The sequence below is a fragment of the Pseudomonas sp. TNT2022 ID1044 genome (assembly GCF_028656895.1).
In the GTDB taxonomy this organism is placed as follows: domain Bacteria; phylum Pseudomonadota; class Gammaproteobacteria; order Pseudomonadales; family Pseudomonadaceae; genus Aquipseudomonas; species Aquipseudomonas reinekei.
This window is the reverse complement of sequence record NZ_JAMDHB010000008.1, coordinates 1-17,554: the sequence shown is the minus strand read 5'-3', so window position 1 is coordinate 17,554 and position 17,554 is coordinate 1. Positions and strand designations below refer to the sequence as shown.

Annotated in this window: 14 protein-coding genes and 1 pseudogene; 8 read left to right on the top strand and 7 right to left on the bottom strand. The window is 61.0% G+C overall.

From position 1 onward, the window contains the following. Window positions 1–31: 31 nt before the first annotated feature. The 3 genes from hemL to M5G20_RS11925 are packed head-to-tail and all read right to left on the bottom strand — an operon-like array spanning window position 32 to window position 2,784. Window positions 32–1,315 (bottom strand): glutamate-1-semialdehyde 2,1-aminomutase, encoded by a 1,284-nt coding sequence (gene hemL / locus M5G20_RS11935; protein WP_273919278.1) that lies wholly within the window; start codon window positions 1,313–1,315, stop codon window positions 32–34. A 15-nt stretch (window positions 1,316–1,330) separates the two neighbouring features. After that, window positions 1,331–1,954 (bottom strand): thiamine phosphate synthase, encoded by a 624-nt coding sequence (gene thiE, locus M5G20_RS11930; protein WP_075949081.1) that lies wholly within the window; start codon window positions 1,952–1,954, stop codon window positions 1,331–1,333. Between the two features lie 32 nt (window positions 1,955–1,986). Beyond that, the gene (locus M5G20_RS11925) at window positions 1,987–2,784 is read right to left on the bottom strand and encodes a hydroxymethylpyrimidine/phosphomethylpyrimidine kinase (protein WP_212626479.1); all 798 of its coding nucleotides are present in this window, start codon (window positions 2,782–2,784) and stop codon (window positions 1,987–1,989) included. A gap of 334 nt (window positions 2,785–3,118) precedes the next feature. On the opposite strand from M5G20_RS11925, the gene M5G20_RS11920 reads away from it, so the two are divergent. From M5G20_RS11920 to M5G20_RS11905, 4 genes are all read left to right on the top strand, one after another. Beyond that, window positions 3,119–5,503: a hybrid sensor histidine kinase/response regulator gene (locus M5G20_RS11920; protein ID WP_273919277.1), complete on the top strand. Its 2,385-nt coding sequence runs from the start codon at window positions 3,119–3,121 to the stop codon at window positions 5,501–5,503. Window positions 5,504–5,577: 74 nt separating this feature from the next. Next, complete coding sequence (locus M5G20_RS11915) at window positions 5,578–7,227, top strand: acyl-CoA dehydrogenase family protein (protein WP_273919276.1); 1,650 nt, start codon at window positions 5,578–5,580, stop codon at window positions 7,225–7,227. Between the two features lie 172 nt (window positions 7,228–7,399). After that, window positions 7,400–8,899 (top strand): AMP nucleosidase, encoded by a 1,500-nt coding sequence (amn, locus tag M5G20_RS11910; RefSeq protein WP_273919275.1) that lies wholly within the window; start codon window positions 7,400–7,402, stop codon window positions 8,897–8,899. 71 nt (window positions 8,900–8,970) lie between these two features. Beyond that, on the top strand, window positions 8,971–9,606 hold the full coding sequence (locus M5G20_RS11905) for a pseudouridine synthase (RefSeq protein ID WP_150734664.1): 636 nt from the start codon (window positions 8,971–8,973) through the stop codon (window positions 9,604–9,606). Here the strand turns inward: M5G20_RS11905 and M5G20_RS11900 are convergent. Together M5G20_RS11900 and M5G20_RS11895 are read right to left on the bottom strand one after the other, a co-directional pair. Next, window positions 9,601–9,810, bottom strand: coding sequence for a DUF2788 domain-containing protein (locus M5G20_RS11900; RefSeq protein ID WP_150734665.1), 210 nt, complete (start codon window positions 9,808–9,810; stop codon window positions 9,601–9,603). The two genes, M5G20_RS11905 and M5G20_RS11900, sit on opposite strands and share 6 nt — an antisense overlap. A gap of 213 nt (window positions 9,811–10,023) precedes the next feature. Beyond that, the gene (locus M5G20_RS11895; protein ID WP_056855781.1) at window positions 10,024–10,503 is read right to left on the bottom strand and encodes an Lrp/AsnC family transcriptional regulator; all 480 of its coding nucleotides are present in this window, start codon (window positions 10,501–10,503) and stop codon (window positions 10,024–10,026) included. Window positions 10,504–10,939: 436 nt separating this feature from the next. Between M5G20_RS11895 and M5G20_RS11890 the strand changes: the two genes are divergently transcribed. Further along, on the top strand, window positions 10,940–11,923 hold the full coding sequence (locus M5G20_RS11890; RefSeq protein ID WP_273919274.1) for a DUF6515 family protein: 984 nt from the start codon (window positions 10,940–10,942) through the stop codon (window positions 11,921–11,923). On the opposite strand, the gene M5G20_RS11885 is transcribed toward M5G20_RS11890, so the two are convergent. Continuing rightward, complete coding sequence (locus M5G20_RS11885) at window positions 11,905–12,813, bottom strand: cation diffusion facilitator family transporter (RefSeq protein WP_273919273.1); 909 nt, start codon at window positions 12,811–12,813, stop codon at window positions 11,905–11,907. The two genes, M5G20_RS11890 and M5G20_RS11885, sit on opposite strands and share 19 nt — an antisense overlap. Before the next feature lie 29 nt (window positions 12,814–12,842). Further along, on the bottom strand, window positions 12,843–13,262 hold the full coding sequence (locus tag M5G20_RS11880) for a polyribonucleotide nucleotidyltransferase (RefSeq protein ID WP_273919272.1): 420 nt from the start codon (window positions 13,260–13,262) through the stop codon (window positions 12,843–12,845). A gap of 109 nt (window positions 13,263–13,371) precedes the next feature. On the opposite strand from M5G20_RS11880, the gene hrpB reads away from it, so the two are divergent. From hrpB to M5G20_RS11865, 3 genes and pseudogenes are all read left to right on the top strand, one after another. Continuing rightward, window positions 13,372–15,903, top strand: coding sequence for an ATP-dependent helicase HrpB (gene hrpB / locus M5G20_RS11875; RefSeq protein WP_273919271.1), 2,532 nt, complete (start codon window positions 13,372–13,374; stop codon window positions 15,901–15,903). 10 nt (window positions 15,904–15,913) lie between these two features. Continuing rightward, window positions 15,914–16,471, top strand: a pseudogene (locus tag M5G20_RS30285) (DUF637 domain-containing protein); the annotation flags it as partial. A 688-nt stretch (window positions 16,472–17,159) separates the two neighbouring features. Next, a complete protein-coding gene (locus M5G20_RS11865; RefSeq protein ID WP_273919270.1) occupies window positions 17,160–17,375 on the top strand; it encodes a hypothetical protein in 216 nt (71 codons plus the stop codon). Window positions 17,376–17,554: the final 179 nt, after the last annotated feature.

Genomic DNA, 17,554 nt, shown 5'->3' with positions numbered 1-17,554 from the left:
GCCGGCGTTGGCCGGCGTCAGTGCAACAGCGTTACTTCAGTGCAGCAAATGCGCGCTCGGCGGCATCCAGGGTCAGCTTCAGTTCGGCTTCGCCGTGGGCGATCGAGGTGAAGCCGGCTTCGAAGGCGCTCGGTGCCAGGTACACGCCACCTTCGAGCATCAGATGGAAGAAGCGACCGAACAGGGTGGCGTCGCTGGCCATCACGTCTTCGAAGGTCACGATATCGTCGGCACCGCTGAAGTACAGGCCGAACATGCCACCGGCCTGGGTGGTCACGAACGGAATGCCCGCCGCATCGGCGCGGACTTGCAGGCCATCGAGCAGGCGCGTGGTGTAGTCGGTCAGCTCGGCGTGGAAGCCAGGGCGGCTGATCAAGCGCAGGGTGGTCAGGCCAGCAGCCATCGCCAACGGGTTACCCGAGAGCGTGCCAGCCTGGTAGACCGGGCCCAGCGGAGCAATGCGCGACATGATCTCGCGCTTGCCGCCGAAGCAACCTACCGGCATGCCGCCACCGATGATCTTGCCGAAGGTGGTCAGGTCCGGCGTCACGCCGTAGTACGCCTGGGCGCCACCGAGGGCAACGCGGAAACCGGTCATCACTTCGTCGAAAATCAGCACCACGCCGTGCTTGTCGCACAGGGTACGCAGGCCTTCGAGGAAGCCCGGAGCCGGAGGCACGCAGTTCATGTTGCCGGCCACGGGCTCGACGATGATGCAAGCCACGTCCTCGCCGACTTCGGCGAGCATCGCTGCAACGGCGTCGATGTCGTTGAACGGCAGGGTCAGGGTGTGTTTGGCGAACGCCGCCGGCACACCGGCCGAACTCGGTACGCCCTGGGTCAGGGCGCCGGAACCGGCCTTGACCAGCAGGCTGTCGGAGTGACCGTGGTAGCAGCCTTCAAACTTGATGATGCTGTCGCGACCGGTAAAACCACGGGCCAGGCGGATCGCACTCATGGTCGCTTCGGTGCCGGAGCTGACCATGCGCACCATTTCCATCGACGGCACGAGGGAGCAGACCAGATCCGCCATCTGGGTTTCCATCTCGGTCGGCGCGCCGTAGGACAAACCGTGCGCCAGCTGCTTGCGCACTGCGTCCAGCACGTCCGGGTGGCTGTGGCCGAGGATCATCGGGCCCCAGGAGCCGACGTAATCCACATAACGCTTGTCGTCCTCGTCGGTGACGTAGGCGCCTTCGGCGTGTTTGAAGAACAGCGGCGTGCCGCCGACGCTCTTGAACGCGCGAACCGGCGAGTTCACGCCACCGGGAATGTGTTTCTGGGCATTGGCAAACAGGGTTTCGGAACGAGACATGATCGGGCTCTCAAATCAGATTTTCAGTAATTCGTTGAAGGCGCGGGCGCGGCGGGTCACTTCTGCCGTGCTCTCGGCGCCGAACAGGCCATGCACCACCGCCAGCAGATCGACCCCGTGGGCCACCAGCGGCGCGGCGTTATCAAGGGTGATGCCGCCGATCGCGCAGATCGGCAGGTGCAGTTGCTTGCGGGCCTGGTCGAGCAGATCGAGGCTGCAGGTCGGTGCGCCGGGTTTGGTGTTGGAATTGAAGAAGCGGCCGAAAGCGACGTAACTGGCGCCTTCTTTTGTGGCTTGCTCAGCCAGTTCGATTTGCGCGTGACAGGTCGAGCCGATGATCGCTTTGGAACCGAGCAGTGCGCGGGTCGGCGACAGCGGGCCATCGGTCTGGCCCAGGTGCACGCCGACGTTCAGGCGCGCGGCGAGTTCGGCATCGTCATTGATGATCAGCTGGGTTTTGTAGCGATCGCACAGGTTGCGCAAGGCCTCGGCCTCGCGCAAGCGACGGGCCTCGTCGCTGCTCTTGTCGCGGTACTGCAGCAGGGTGACGCCGCCTTCCAGCGCCGCCTCCACGTACGAAAGAAATCTACCGGCCAGTAGCTGGCTGTCGGTAATGGCGTACAGGCCACGTAGTTTCATCAGGCAAGCCTCACCGCATCACTAATTGAAAGTTACGAACAGAAATCCAGCGGCAAGCGACGCGGTACGAACTGACCTTTGCCCAACTGCTCGGCATCGCGCAGGGTGCGCCACGTGTAGTTAAGCGCGGTCTGTACGGCACTGGCGAGGTTTTCGCCCTGTGCCAGACGACCGGCAAGCGCGCTGGCCAGGGTGCAACCGGAGCCGTGATAGCTGCCCGGCAGGCGCTGGCAAATAAAGGTTTCGCGCAGACCGTCGCGAGTGTAGAGGCGGTTGTGGATTTCAGTCTCGTCGCCATGACCGCCGGTGATCAGCAGGTGTTTGACGAACGGCAGCAGTTTTTCAGCGCATTCGTCCGCGGTGCCTTCAGGCAGTTCGGCGAGGATGCGGGCTTCGGGAAGGTTAGGGGTGGCGATGATCGACAGCGGCAGCAGGCGTTCGCGCATGGCGTAGCCGACCTCATCCTTGCCCAGTCGTCCGCCGCCGCCGGCGCGCAGCACCGGGTCGCAGACCACTGGCAGGTGCGGGTTTGCCGAAAGCAGTTCGACCACGGTGTCGACCATTTCCAGGGAACCGAGCATGCCCAGTTTGACGGCCGCCACTTCGGAGTCGTTGAGCACGGCATTGGCCTGGGCCAACACCCACTCACGGTCGAGGACGCGGAAGTCAGTGACATTGACCGTGTCTTGCACGGTCAGGGCGGTGACGGCCGGAGCCGCATGGCAACCCTGAGCGAGCAGGGCTTCGATATCTGCCTGCAAGCCGGCGCCACCACTTGGGTCGTGGCCGGAGAGACAGAGGACAACGGGGCGAGAGCTGTAGATATTCATGGTGCGCGAGCTTACCACCAAACATGTTTTTTCGGGTGTAGCGACAAGCGGTCCGGGCGATGCATTGTGGCGAGGGAGCTCGCGCCCTCGCCACAGGTGCTTCCTGTCCGCGATGCGTTTGAAGATCTCATCAAGTCAACAGTTCTATCTCAATAACATTCGCTGGAACGCCCGTTCTAGAGCCCTTGTAGGAAAAATTCCTGTAGTGCTCAATAGCCATCAACGGCTATGCTAGAGTGGATCCAAACAAATAACAGAAAACACCGGTTTTACGTCTACTCAAAAGGAATGGGGGGCTTCCTGACAGAACCGGACAGGCCACGCTGGGGCATAAATGCGCTATTTGCTGATGTTGCTGTTGTGTTTGCCCCTTTTGGCGAACGCCGTCGAATTCGATGAGTTCACACAGAGCCTTCCCCTGGGCCGATTCCTGCAAGTGTTTGAAGACGCAGACGGTCAGGCGAGCATTGCGCAGGTGCGCGCGCAAGCGGCCGCCGGAAACTTCCAGCCTCATGACCAGGCCACGCTCAACGCTGGCTATTCGCGCTCGGTGTTCTGGCTGAAAATCGACCTGCAATACCGCCCGACCCAGCCGGCGGCGCAACGCACCTGGCTGCTGGAACTGGCCTATCCGCCGCTCGACCACCTTGATCTCTATTTGCCCGATGCCACCGGCGACTATCAGAGGGTCCGGCAGACGGGCGATGCCTTGCCGTTTGCCAGTCGCGAGATTCGCCAGAACAACTACCTGTTCAATCTGGACTTCACGCCCGGCCAGACGCAAACCGTGTACCTGCGCCTGCAAAGCCAGGGCTCGATCCAGGCGCCGGTCACGTTGTGGTCGAGCACGGCCTACCTCGAAGAGCAGCCCGTGCGGCTCTATGTGCTGGGGCTGATTTACGGTGTATTGCTGGGCATGTTGATTTACAACCTGTTCATCTACCTCAGCGTGCGTGACACCAGCTACCTCTATTACATCTTCTATATCGCTTCGTTCGGCCTGTATCAGCTGTCGGTGAACGGCGCGGCCGTGCAGTATTTCTGGCCGGACAGTCCCTGGTGGGCGAATGCCGCGACGCCGTTTTTCATTGGTTGCGCCGGGTTGTTCGGCAGTCAGTTCGCCCGCAGTTTCCTGCAGACGTCCACCCACAGCCGCTGGCTCGACCGCTTGCTGCTGGCGCTGGTGGCGTTCAGTGCGCTGGTGGTCGGGCTGTCGCTGATGACCAGTTATGCCCTGGCCCTGCGCCTGGCGACAGCCTTGGCGCTGACCTTCACCGTGGTGATCTTCGCCGCCGGGATATTTGCCTGGCTGCGCGGGTTGCGGGTTGCACGGTACTTCATCATTGCCTGGTCGGCATTTTTGCTTGGCGGCATCATCAACACGATGATGGTGCTGGGGTATCTGCCGAACGTCTTCCTGACTATGTACTCCAGCCAGATCGGCTCGGCCATCGAAGTGGCGCTACTGTCCCTGGCCCTGGCCGACCGCATCAACGCCATGCGTGAACAGCAGGCGCAAACCCTGTTCGATGCAGGGCAAAAGCTTGAAGTGCTCAATCAGCAACTGGCCCACAGCAACAAGCTCAAGGACGAATTCCTCGCGACCTTGACCCACGAGCTGCGCACGCCGATGAATGGCGTGATTGGTTCTCTGGAGCTGATGCAAACCGTCGAGATGGACCCGGAGCTTGAGCAATATCAGCAAACCGCTTCCGGATCGGCGCGGGAGATGATGCGCATGGTCAACGGCATCCTCACCCTGACCGAGTTGCAGGCCGGCAAGCTCAAGGCATCGCCGTCGACGTTCAGCTTGCGCGGTGTGGTCGAGGCGTTGCGCGTGCAGTTCGACGGCAATGCGACGAGCAAGTCGCTGGACTTCAAGGTCGATGTGGCGCCCGGTGTGCCGGATCGTTTGCACGGTGACAGCGCCAAGCTGGCGCAATGCCTGGAATGCCTGCTGGATAACGCGATCAAGTTCACCCGGGTCGGCGGGCTGGCATTGCGGGTGTCCGGAAAAACACTCACGCCCGATCGGCTGGCGTTGTCGTTTGCGGTGATCGACACCGGTATCGGCTTCACCGATCTGGGGGAGGCGACGATGTACCAGCGCTTCTTCCAGCTCGACGGCTCGATGACCCGTGAATACGGAGGTCTGGGGGTCGGCCTGGCGATTTGTCGCCAACTGGTCGAACTGCTCGGCGGTCGCCTGACTCACCGCTCGGAGCCGGGGCGCGGCAGTCGCTTCCAGCTCGACGTCGAGTTTGAAGTGCCGGCGCTGGAGCGTCCTTCATCGTCTTTCATGCCCCAGGATCTTTCGCGTCTGCGACTGCCACAGGACTGCGCGGTGTTGCTGGTCGATGACAACAAGGTCAATCAACTGGTGATGCGCGGCATGTTGCTCAAGCTCGGGTTTCGCGTGCGCACTGCTGACAGCGCCAGCGCTGCGCTGGATTTCCTGCAGCGTGAAACGGTTGACGCCGTGTTGCTCGATTACGAGCTGCAGCCAATGGACGGCGTATCCGTGTGCTGCCAGATTCGCGCGTTGCCGGGTTGCTCGCAATTGCCGGTGTTCGTGATTGCCCAGGGTGTGGATCGCGAGCGCTGTCCGACCGGTGCGTTGATCGATTACCTGAGCAAACCGGTGAAGTTCGAAGATTTGCAGGTGGCGCTCTACCGCCGGGTACTCTGTTCGCAACAGGGCGAAAGCGCCGACAGTTAGGCGGGTATGACACTTTTTTCAGCCGGGGGGCGGTGCTTAACTGAAATCCCTTGGCTGACCAAAGGAGCCCCGCCATGAACCTGCATCAGTTCGCCGAAACCCACGAAGTCACCAATCAGCCGCCGTCACTGGACGGTGCCAACCTGTATCGCATCGACTTGCCGTTACAGGAGTGGTCGCGGCGTTTCGGTGCCGGTTGGGCCGAGTCGCGGATCGACGCGTATGGCGCACTGGCCGGTGGACCGTTGATGGAAGCCGGGTTTCTGGCCAATCAGAACAAACCGGTGTTCAGCAGCCATGATCGATACGGGCACCGGATCGACCTGGTGGAGTTCCACCCGGCCTATCACGAGCTGATGCGCACGGCGGTCAAGCATGGCTTGACCTCGTTGCCCTGGGCCCATCCGCAGTCCGGCGCCCACGTGGCCCGCGCGTCCATGACGTATTTGCACAGTCAGGCCGAAGCCGGCAGCGGTTGCCCGTTGACCATGACCTTCGCCAGTGTTCCGGCGCTGCGCGTGCAAGCGGATCTGGCAGAACAATGGTTGCCGAAAATCCTCGCCACGGAGTACGACCCGCGCAACGTCGGCATGGCCCACAAGGCGGGGGTCACCATCGGCATGGCGATGACCGAGAAACAGGGCGGCACCGATGTGCGCGCCAACACCACCAAGGCCTATCCGGTGGGCGCCAGCGGTCCGGGCCAGGCCTACGAACTGGTGGGGCACAAGTGGTTCTGCTCGGCGCCGATGTGCGATGCCTTCCTGACTCTGGCGCAGACCGACAAGGGCCTGACCTGTTTCCTGTTGCCGCGCCATCGCCCGGATGACACGCGCAATCAGTTCTACATCCAGCGCTTGAAAAACAAGCTCGGCAACTGCTCCAACGCTTCCAGCGAAGTGGAGTTCCGGGGCGCGCTGGCGTGGATGGTCGGTGAAGAGGGGCGTGGCGTTCCGACGATCATCGAAATGGTCGCCATGACCCGCTTCGATTGCATGGTCGGCTCCAGTTCCCTGATGCGCCAGGCGCTGACCCAGGCCAGCCACCACTGCGCTCACCGCTCGGTGGGCGGTAGATTGCTCAGCGAACAACCCTTGATGCAAAACGTGCTGGCGGACCTGGCGCTGGAAAGCGAAGCAGCGCTGGCGTTGAGTCTGCGCATGGGCCGGGCGCTGGACCATCTGGATGATGCCCGGGAAGCCAAATTCGCCCGGCTGGTGACGGCGGTGGGCAAGTACTGGATCTGCAAGCGTGCGCCGGCCATGATCAACGAAGCCGCCGAATGCATGGGCGGTGCCGGTTATGTCGAAGACAGCATCCTGCCGCGCCTCTACCGCGAGGCGCCGGTCAACTCGACGTGGGAAGGCTCCGGCAACGTGCAATGCCTTGACGTGCTGCGCGCGCTGTCGAAAGAACCGGGTGTGCTGGATGCGTTGTTCAGCGAATTGGGCGATGGCCATGGCGACAAGCGCCTGGCTGCACATATCAGCCAGTTGCACTCAGCCTTCCAAGACACCAGTGACATTCAGTATCGCGCCCGGCAGTTGACCGAAGACATTGCGCTTGGGTTGCAGGCCAAACTGTTGCTGGAGGCCGGGAATTCGGCGGTCAGCGATGCGTTTATCGCCAGCCGCCTGAATGGCGGTGGCCGGGTTTACGGTGCGTTGCCGCGTGGGTTGGATGTGGAAGCGATTGTCGCCCGTTCGACTCCACAAAACGACTGACCACTACAAAACCCTGTGGGAGCGAGCCTGCTCGCGATGACGGTTCAACATTCAACAGTGATGTTGACTGATACACCGCCATCGCGAGCAGGCTCGCTCCCACATTGGATCTGCGGCGTTCAAGGCATTTGTGTCGTGGCCACTGTTCCCGTGACGCTTTGATGCAGGCAAGATGAAGCTCTGCAAGTCAGAACACAGGATGCTGATCGTGACCGAAGCTTTTATTGTCGTTCAAACCGCCGAGCAAGCCGTGGATCGGCTTGCGCTTTTGCACAATCGTGCAACCACCGCGCTCAATCAGGCGCTTAAGCGCTACCTCAAGGATCGTGTCGAGCCCGATGCCGAGCAGCGTGCTCTGTTTCGTTATCCCGAATTGCGCCTGACCTACCATTGCCAGGGCGAAGTCCCGCAGACCACCCGCGCCTACGCCAAGGTGCAGTTGCCAGGCACCTACAGCGTCACCGTCACCCATCCGTCGGCGTTCCGTAAATACCTGCTGGAGCAGCTCGTGCCGTTGATGCACGACTTCACCGTGACCGTGGAAGTCGGTGTCAGCCAGCAGAACATTCCTTATCCGTACGTGGTTGAGCAGGGCGATGAGCTGGCCGGCTCCGGCGTGACTGCTGCCGTGCTGGCGCGCGTATTCCCGAGTACCGACCTGTCGGCCGCCACTGATGGTATCGCCGATGGCCTGTACGATTGGGAAAACACCGATCCGCTGCCGCTGGCGCTGTTCGACGCCGCGCGAGTGGATTTCTCCCTGCGCCGCTTGGTGCATTACACCGGCAGCGACTGGCGCCATGTGCAGCCGTGGATCCTGCTGACCAACTACCACCGTTACGTTGACCAGTTCATCGTCCATGGCCTGGAGCAGTTGCGCAGCGATCCGCGTTTCGTGCGCATGGTGTTGCCGGGCAACGTGATTATCGAAAAGAGCATGGATCACGGTGAAGCCTCGGCGATTGCCGCCGGTGTGGTCTGGCACCGCTACCAGATGCCGGCCTATCACCTGATCGCCACCGACGGCCACGGCGTGACGCTGGTGAATATCGGCGTCGGCCCGTCCAACGCCAAGAACATCACCGACCACCTGGCCGTGCTGCGTCCACATTGCTGGCTGATGATCGGTCACTGCGGCGGCTTGCGTCAGTCGCAGACGATTGGCGACTACGTGCTGGCGCATGCTTACATGCGTCGCGACGGGATTCTCGACCGGGTAGTGCCGCCGAACATTCCGATCCCGGCCCTCGCCGAAGTGCAGATGGCTTTGCAGCAAGCGGCGGCAAACATCACCGGCGAGAAGGGCGACGAACTGAAGAAACGCCTGCGCACCGGCACCGTGTTGACCTACGACGACCGTAACTGGGAGTTGCGTTGGGCTCAGGAGCGGCCGCTGATCAACCTGTCCCGCGCCGTGGCGGTGGACATGGAAAGCGGCACCATCGCCGCCCAGGGTTATCGTTTGCGGGTGCCTTACGGCACGTTGCTCTGCGTTTCGGACAAACCGCTGCACAGTGAGATCAAGTTGCCGGGCTCGGCCAACGCCTTCTATGAGCGCGCGGTCAGCCAGCATCTGAAAATCGGTATCGAAGCGGTCGATCTGTTGCGCACCGAACTCAACTCGCTGCACTCGCGCAAACTGCGCAGCTTCGACGAGCCGCCGTTCCGCTGATTGTTCTCGTGGTCATTTGGCGGTCAGGCCACTAGCATAGTGAGCCCTGACCGCTAGATGTTCTCTTCGCCATGTCCCGTCCACAACGTCCCGTTTCCCGCCGCCCTGGCGCGAAGCCAGCCCCCTCAGCCGCACGCCGTGTTGCCAAGGCGCCACCGGCCGAGCCGAAGCTGATCCTGTTCAACAAGCCGTTCGATGTGCTGACGCAATTCAGCGACGGCGAAGGGCGCGCGACCCTCAAGGATTACATCGAGATTCCCGGGATCTACCCGGCAGGGCGACTGGACCGCGACAGCGAAGGCTTGCTGCTGCTGACCAACGACGGTCAGCTTCAGGCGCGCATCGCCGACCCCAAACACAAACTGGCCAAGACGTATTGGGTGCAAGTGGAGGGCGAGCCGAGCGCCGAGCAGTTGCAGCGTTTGCGTGATGGCGTTGAATTGAACGACGGCATGACCTTGCCCGCCGAAGCCCGGCAATTGGAAGAGCCTGAGTTGTGGCCGCGCAATCCGCCGGTACGCTTTCGCAAAAGCGTGCCGACCCGTTGGCTGGAATTGGTGATTCGCGAAGGACGCAACCGTCAGGTGCGGCGCATGACGGCAGCGGTGGGCTTGCCGACGTTGCGGCTGGTGCGGGTCAGGATCGGCGACTGGACGATCGAAGGGCTCGATCAGGGCCAGTGGAAGGAAGTGCCGGCGCGCTTATAAAGAGCCGGATTCGATCATGCCGATGACCACGCTCTTGATCACGAACGCCGCCACGCCCAGGCCCAGCACAAAGAACAGAATGAATGAGCCGAAACGCCCGGCCTTGGACTTTTTCGCCAGATCCCAGACGATGAAACCCATGAAAATGATCAGGATGCTGACCAGTCCGGTCATCATCCACTCTTCGAATACAGCAGGATCCATCGAACTTCTCCAGCGCGGGCGAGGCTAAAAGGGCGCGGGGAGTATACGCCTGGCAGGTCGCGTGCAGTATTGGCCTGCGGCAGTGTGTCGCGGCTATTCGTCGCCTGTGCTGGCCCCATCGCTGGCAAGCCAGCTCCCACAAGGTTTAGCGTCAATCACAATGTTGCGAACGGCACATAACCTGTGGGAGCTGGCTTGCCAGCGATGAGGGCCTTAGCTGCGCAAATGAGTCAAAGGCAGTTCGGTACTGTTCAAAACCTGATTCAACACGAAACTCGAGCGCACGCTGGTCACGCCTTCAATGCGCGTCAAATGCCCCAGTAGCAACTTTTGATAGTGATCCATGTCCGGCACCACCACCTTGAGCTGGTAGTCCGCATCCATCCCGGTCACCAGGCTGCATTCCAGCACTTGCGGCAAGGTGCGGATGGCCTGTTCGAAATTCTCGAAACGCTCCGGGGTGTGGCGGTCCATGCCGATCAGCACGTAAGCGGTCAGGCTCAGGCCGAGCATCTTGCGGTCGAGCAGGGCGACCTGGCGGGAGATGTAGCCGTCGTCTTCCAGTTGCTTGACGCGACGTGAGCAGGGCGAAGGTGACAGGCCGATGCGTTCGGCCAGCTCCTGATTGGAGATGCGCGCATCGCGCTGCAATTCAGCCAAAATGCTCAGGTCGTATCGGTCGAGTTTGCTCATCAAACGGTCCCTTGTCGTATCTATTGCGGCAGATTATCTATCCAGGGTTAAAAATTGCGCAAGTGATGTTTATTTCAGCAATCTTCGCAATCCTCTGCCGGCGGCTCGAGCCTATTCTTATCACCAGAATCACTGCTCGGACAAACAGTCCAGTGCGACTCGCCCAATCAGGCCAGTCGCGGCCGCCACCCCCACCGGGGATGTGCAGGCCCCCGAGCTACACACTGTCCAGAAGACGGCGTGAGGTGAGCCGACGTCATAAGCGTCGAGCACGGACGAAGTTCTCAAGGGGAGGCCGACGGGTCTCCCCTTTTTCTTGTCCGAAATTTGCCGTTCCCCCCTCAATAAATAAGTGTCGCGACTGATAACCTGTTGCAGAACCGGCCTGTGCATTTCCAGTCTTACGTACACGCCCTAACCCGCAGTGAGGAAAAGCATGAAGTCGCGCATCTGGCGTTTGGCCGGTATTGGGTTGCTGTGTGTCAGTGTTACTGCGCAATCGCTGGCCGATGAGCCGCAGAGCCGTGGCCCCGATGGCGGCCAGCACGGCGAAGGCGGTCGTCAGGGCAACAACAATCAGGGGCATGGCGGCAACAATCAGCCGCGCCCGCAGAACAATGGCCAGAATCAAAACCAGAACAACGGCCAATGGCAGAGCCGTCCACCGCCTGACTACAACAGCCGGGTGCGTTCGCCGCCACCACCGCCGCAACTGCCGGCCAATGATTTGCCCATTCAGCCTCGGCCCGACACCGTGCAGCAAACCCAAGAGCCGCGCCGTGGATACTACAAGGACGAACCGCGGCGTAACGATCCCAACTCGCACTGGAATGGCTACATAGGCGCACCGTCCAACGGTCACAACCAGTGGCAAGGGCGCCCGAGCGGCCACGGCAATGGCTGGGGACCTGGCCCCCAGTATCGGCCGGGGCATGTGATCGACCGCTTCCCGGACCGTGACTATCGTGTGCCTTATGGTGGCCGCGATTATTTCTACTCCGGTGGCTACTGGTATCGCCCGCAAGGTCCGCGTTACGTGGTGGTGCAGCCGCCGCGCGGGATTCGCATCCAGTATTTGCCCGATTACGCCCGTGAAGTCTGGATTGGCGGTTCGCTGTTGTTCCTCGCAGCTGGCTCGTACTACGCCTATCAGGAGAGCACCCAGGATTACGTAGTGGTCGAGCCGCCCGGTCAGCCGCTGGCGACGGGCAATAGCTACGATGTGGAGGCTTACCCGGCCAACGGCCAGTCGCCGGAGCAGGTCAATCAGGATGGTTACGATTGCTATCGCTGGGCGGTCGAGCAGAGTGGTTTCGATCCGCGTGTCGACACCTATCAACCGGACCCGACCGTCGTGCAAGCCTACCGGCAAGCCCAGGGCGGTTGCCTGGGCAGTCGCGGTTATCGCGTGACGTTCTGAGCCCTGGCGGCTTTCACCACTTCCTGCGGGTCGGCGTGCACCAGCACTTCGGCTCGCGGGTAAGCGGTGTGAATCGCATCGGCGGCTTGATCGCTGATGCCGTGGGCGACTGACAAGGTCAGTTCCCCCGGCAGTTCCAGGTGCAACTGCACAAACCACTGATTGCCGGAAATCCGCGTACGCAAATCATGCGCGCCCAGCACCCCCGGCACGCTGCACGCCAGTTCCAGCATGTGCTGGCTGACATCCGGTGGCAGTTCTTCATCCATCAATACCGCAAAACTTTCCCGGGCGATCGTCACCGCGCTCCAGAAAATATACGCGGCAATCCCCAAACCGAACCAGGCATCGACCTGATGCCAGCCAAACCCGGCCAGCACCAGCGCCACCAGAATGCTGCCGTTAAGCAGCATGTCCGAACGGTAGTGCAAGGAGTCGGCGCGCACCGCGTTGGAGCCGGTGGCCTTGACCACCCGATGCTGCACCATCAGCAGTACCAGGGTCAGGGCCAGCGAAAAGATAATCACGCCGATGCTGATCCACGGCGCGCCCACCGGTTCCGGATGCTTGAGACGTTCGAACGCCTGCAACGCAATCAACACCGCACTGCCGCCAATGAACAACGCCTGCGCCATGCCAGCCAGTGATTCAGCCTTGCCATGCCCGTAGCGATGATCGTCATCGGCCGGGCGCAGGGCGTAATGCACCGCCAGCAAGTTGAGCAGCGAGGTGACGCCGTCGAGTGCCGAGTCGGTCAACCCGGCCAGCATGCTCACCGAGCCGCTTAGCCACCAGGCGATGGCTTTGGCGATGATCAACGCGCAGGCCACCGCCACCGAGGCACGGGTCGCCAGCCGCAGCAGGCGGGCGTGTTCGGAGCTTGAAATCATGTGTGCGGCTATTCCTTCAAGTGCACCGATTACGCGGCAGGTTGCAGGCCAAGCAGGGCCAGTTGCTGGGTGCTGCCCTTGTGCTGGATCAGACGCGGATCATCCAGCGGCAGGCTGCGGCCCGTCTCACGTTCCAGAATAGTCTGCAACTTGAGGTTATCGACCTTGCCGTCGGCGCCGATGGCTTCCTGGAGTTTTTCCGGGGCAACCTGGGCGGTCTCGCCGGGTGCGAAGTAAATCGCGCCAGTGGCGAAGTCCACGGCAAACGCAATCAGGCCGGGAACGATGTAGAACAGCAGGCCCACGGCATCAAGCACGGCAATCGCCGGGTCGATCTTGCCGTCGATCTGGCCACGACGATCGGGATAGAAAATCGAGCCACAGGCGGTCAGTTGAGTCAGCAAGGTCGCGACTAAAACACCGCCGATCAGGCGAAAGGGAACACGCATATGAAATCTCCTGGGTAATTTCAAAACGAAGCGTCGTCGATATGAATTAGGACCGCAACGAACACTGAGCAGTTCGCCGTTATACTCGCCGCTCTGTTTGGGAGCCAGCATGATTTCTTTGCCGATCGATGAAGTTTTACCCGCCCTGCGTGAAGCCCTCGCTACGCGCCATGAAGCCGTGCTCGAAGCGCCGCCCGGTGCCGGTAAAACCACCCGCGTGCCGTTGGCCCTGCTCAATGAGCCTTGGCTGGCCGGGCAAACCATTCTGATGCTCGAACCGCGTCGCCTGGCGGCGCGGGCGGCGGCGGAGCGGTTGGCCAGTGAGTTGGGTGAGAAGGTTGGCGAGACCGTGGGGTATCGCATTCGGCTCGACAGCAAGGTGGGTCCCAAGACGCGAATTGAAGTGGTCACCGAAGGCATTCTCACCCGGCGCTTGCAGGATGACCCGGCGCTGGAAGGCGTGGGGTTGCTGATCTTCGATGAATTTCATGAACGCAGTCTCGACGCCGATCTGGCGTTGGCCCTGAGCCTGAACGGTCGGGAACTGTTCCGTGACGACCAGCCGTTGAAAATCCTCTTGATGTCGGCAACGCTCGAAGGCGAACGTCTGGCCGGGTTGCTCGACGATGCGCCAATCCTGCGCAGCGAAGGGCGCATGTACCCGGTGGCGATGCGCTGGGGCCGACCGTTTCAGCCCGGGGAGTTCATCGAGCCGCGACTGGTGCAGACCATCCTTGAAGCCTTGAACGACGAAACCGGCAGCGTGTTGGTGTTCCTGCCGGGGCAGGCGGAAATCCGGCGCGTGCATCAGCAATTGGCTGATGCGCTGGGCGATAACCCTCAGGTTTTACTTTGCCCGTTGCACGGCGAACTGGACCTCGCCGCGCAACGTGCAGCGATTGATCCGGCCCCAGCGGGCAAGCGCAAAGTCGTGCTGGCCACCAACATCGCCGAGACCAGCCTGACCATCGATGGCGTGCGCGTGGTGATCGATGCCGGGCTGGCGCGGGTGCCGCGATTCGATCCCGGCAGCGGCATGACCCGCCTCGACACCCAGCGCATTTCCAAGGCCAGCGCCACGCAGCGCGCGGGTCGGGCCGGGCGACTGGAACCGGGCGTGTGTTACCGCTTGTGGTCGCAGGATCAGCACGAGCAACTGGCGGCCTACGGCAGTGCGGAAATTCTTTCGGCGGACCTCGCCGGGTTGGCCTTGCAACTTGGTCGTTGGGGCGTGACGCCCGGGCAGTTGGTGTGGCTCGATGTACCGCCCGCCGCCGCGTATGCACAGGCGCAGGATTTGCTCGAACGTTTGGGCGCGCTGGAAGGCGAAACGCTGACCCGTCACGGTCAGGCCATGGCCGAATTGCCGGCGCATCCGCGCATCGGCCATTTGCTGTTGCGCGGTCAGGCGCTGGGGTTGGCCGACATGGCGTGTGACGTCGCGGCATTGCTCGGCGAGCGCGATATCTTGCGCGGTGCTGGCGCGGATCTGCACAGCCGATTGGTGCTTTTGTCTGGCGAAGAGCGCGCCGCACGCGGTGCTCAGGGTGGCGTGCAGCGAGCGCGACAGCTGGCGCGGCAGTATCGCGGTTATCTGCGGGGCAAGGCGTCGGAGCCGGTCAGCGACCCCGATCATCCGCGCTGGCTCGGCGCGCTGCTGGCGCTGGCCTATCCCGACCGCGTCGCCCAGCAGCGTCGTGCCGGTGGTGCCGAGTATCGTTTGGCCAACGGCCGAGCCGCGTTGTTCGCTGAGGCGGACAGTTTGATGAAACAGCCGTGGCTGGTGATCGCCGACCTCGGCAGTCGTCAGGGGCAGCGTGAAGAGCGAATTTATCTGGCGGCGGATTTCGATCCGGCGCTGTTCGATTCAGTGCTGGCCGAACAGGTGCGCGTTGTCGACCAACTGGATTGGGACGAACGCGAAGGCGTGTTGCGCGCCGAACGCCAGCGCAAGGTCGGCGAGCTGATCCTCAGCCGCGAGCCGCTGACCGGCCTCGACGAAACCGCCCGCAGTCAGGCGTTGGTCAACCTGGTGCGGCGCAAAGGCCTGGAGCTGTTGCCGTGGACGCCGGAGCTGCGTCAGTGGCAGGCGCGGGTGGCGTTGTTGCGTCAGCTGGATCTGGCCGGCAAGGGCGAAAGCGAATGGCCGGACGTCAGCGACGCGGCGTTGCTCAAGGGACTCGAACACTGGCTGATGCCCTATCTGGGCAAGGTCTCGCGGCTTAGCCACTTCGCCAACCTCGACCTGTCGAGCATCGTCCACAACCTGCTGCCTTGGCCGCTGCCGCAACGGCTCGATGAGCAGGCGCCGCATCACTTGAGCGTGCCGTCGGGCTCATCGATTCGTCTGGACTACAGCGAGCAACCACCGATTCTCGCGGTGCGCTTGCAGGAGCTGTTCGGCCTGGCCGAAACCCCGCGCATCGCCGGTGGCCGGCAAGTGGTCAAGCTGCATCTGTTATCCCCGGCGCGGCGACCGGTGCAGGTGACGCAGGATCTGGCGAACTTCTGGCGCAGCACCTACGCCGAGGTGAAGAAGGATTTGAAGGGCCGGTATCCGAAACATTATTGGCCGGATGATCCCTTGGTGGCTGAAGCCACTGCACGGATCAAACCACGTAAGGATAATTCTGGCAGATGAATTAGATGCCATTTCGGGCGTCACGGCGGGCATGACCGCTGGCTACTTCAATGACTGGACCGGCACCACCACTAACCCTGTCACCGGCAAAATCACCACCAATCTCAGTACCTGGGAAGGTATCGGTCAGTTTGCGGCCAACCAAGGTCTGCAAAACGGTACCTCGTTGGCCATGAGCAAGATCATGGGCCAAGGCGGTGATTTGGGCGATGCCTTGCAGAGCACCCTATTCAATACATTGGCGGCCGCCAGTTTTAATGCGGTGGGTGATTACCTTTCGGCTGCTGATGGCAGCCTGCAAAAAATCATGGTTCATGCCGTGGTCGGTGGACTATTGGCCCAAGTCAGCGGTGGCGACTTCAAAACTGGAGCGCTAGCAGCTGGGGCTAATGAGGCGGTAGTAGCGGACCTCGATAGACTGGTTCAGGGTAATCCAAACCTACTGAGCATGAGCTCGCAGTTGGTTGGTCTGCTTGCCGCTTCCACACAAAGCGGCGCGGACGAAAACAGCCTGAAAACCGGGGCATGGGTGGCGCAGAATGGTACTGAATATAATTTCGGCAATCACATGCCTCCGGGTTTAACCGAGTATGCACAAGCGGCCACTACCGCCGTGGAGTACGTGCAAAGCCATGGAGGGACCGCTGAGGAGGTTGATCAGCTCGCACGAGCACTCGCGCGAGGTGAAGGGTTTGAGGGCGTCCAGCCAGCGACTGAATTCGTCAAGGCTTGGGGCCAGTTTATGGCTGGTGAGCTGTCGGGCGTAGGGATAGCCGCTATATTAGGAAAGGCAGGTTCATGGTTTGAAAAAGGCACGTTTAACACATCATTGCTTGATCAGTTAACTGCTAGTGGTGTGAAATTTACCCCTGAAAACGTCATCGCAACGGCTCGCAGCTCAAGCGGAAAAATTGTATTTCTAGAGACCGGCAACTCAAAAGCTGGATTGCAGCACATCATTGAAGAGCATGGTAGCCAATTCGCCCGGATGGGAGTGTCGGAAGCTCAAATTCCGAGAGTAGTGATGAGGGCGGTTTCTGAGGGTAAGCTGGTCGGTTATCAAGGCTCTGGAGTTGGGCGCCCGATATATGAGTTAAATATCAACGGCCAGATGCAGCGAATAGCTGTGACTGTCGGTGATAATGGCTTCGTAGTCGGTGCCAATCCAAGGGGGGCGTTAAGTGAAATTCATAAAATTAATGGCGGATTATCAGTGTTATCCGATCTGGAATATGTCCCCGGGTGAGTATGGGGACATGGCTCCTTATGAGCTTCCGATCTCGAAAGAGCTTCAAGATCGTTTGTTAAAATGGGCAGCCATTTATGATGAGACACTAGATGTTGACTATCCGCCAAACTCTGGGTTTAGGAATGATGAGTTAGAGTATGAGTTCAAATTAGAAGGTGAGCGATTGGTTGCAAGCTTGAGAGAAGAGCTCGGGCCAGAATTTTCTGTATCTCTTAAAGTTTAGTTGCTGCAAAAGGGAGGACTTGATTACCTTGAGAGAACCAAGAAACGGTCATCATTACGGCAGTTTTGGTGGGTTAACACAGGGGAATATTGGCACTCATAAGGTTTTTGGTGTAGTTACTACCAAGAAGAATCCTGAGGCACTCGCTCAGTATGAAACAGGGCGGTTGCAGGAGCTGA

What these genes read in the sequence shown, in the direction of transcription:
- thiE (WP_075949081.1), bottom strand. Translation starts at nt 1,954, where the DNA reads ATGAAACTACGTGGCCTGTACGCCATTACCGACAGCCAGCTACTGGCC.
- hemL (WP_273919278.1), bottom strand. Translation starts at nt 1,315, where the DNA reads ATGTCTCGTTCCGAAACCCTGTTTGCCAATGCCCAGAAACACATTCCC.
- M5G20_RS11885 (WP_273919273.1), bottom strand. Translation starts at nt 12,813, where the DNA reads ATGATTTCAAGCTCCGAACACGCCCGCCTGCTGCGGCTGGCGACCCGT.
- M5G20_RS11900 (WP_150734665.1), bottom strand. Translation starts at nt 9,810, where the DNA reads ATGGATCCTGCTGTATTCGAAGAGTGGATGATGACCGGACTGGTCAGC.
- M5G20_RS11880 (WP_273919272.1), bottom strand. Translation starts at nt 13,262, where the DNA reads ATGCGTGTTCCCTTTCGCCTGATCGGCGGTGTTTTAGTCGCGACCTTG.
- M5G20_RS11895 (WP_056855781.1), bottom strand. Translation starts at nt 10,503, where the DNA reads ATGAGCAAACTCGACCGATACGACCTGAGCATTTTGGCTGAATTGCAG.
- M5G20_RS11890 (WP_273919274.1), top strand. Translation starts at nt 10,940, where the DNA reads ATGAAGTCGCGCATCTGGCGTTTGGCCGGTATTGGGTTGCTGTGTGTC.
- amn (WP_273919275.1), top strand. Translation starts at nt 7,400, where the DNA reads ATGAAGCTCTGCAAGTCAGAACACAGGATGCTGATCGTGACCGAAGCT.
- M5G20_RS11915 (WP_273919276.1), top strand. Translation starts at nt 5,578, where the DNA reads ATGAACCTGCATCAGTTCGCCGAAACCCACGAAGTCACCAATCAGCCG.
- hrpB (WP_273919271.1), top strand. Translation starts at nt 13,372, where the DNA reads ATGATTTCTTTGCCGATCGATGAAGTTTTACCCGCCCTGCGTGAAGCC.
- M5G20_RS11925 (WP_212626479.1), bottom strand. Translation starts at nt 2,784, where the DNA reads ATGAATATCTACAGCTCTCGCCCCGTTGTCCTCTGTCTCTCCGGCCAC.
- M5G20_RS11865 (WP_273919270.1), top strand. Translation starts at nt 17,160, where the DNA reads ATGGCTCCTTATGAGCTTCCGATCTCGAAAGAGCTTCAAGATCGTTTG.
- M5G20_RS11920 (WP_273919277.1), top strand. Translation starts at nt 3,119, where the DNA reads ATGCGCTATTTGCTGATGTTGCTGTTGTGTTTGCCCCTTTTGGCGAAC.
- M5G20_RS11905 (WP_150734664.1), top strand. Translation starts at nt 8,971, where the DNA reads ATGTCCCGTCCACAACGTCCCGTTTCCCGCCGCCCTGGCGCGAAGCCA.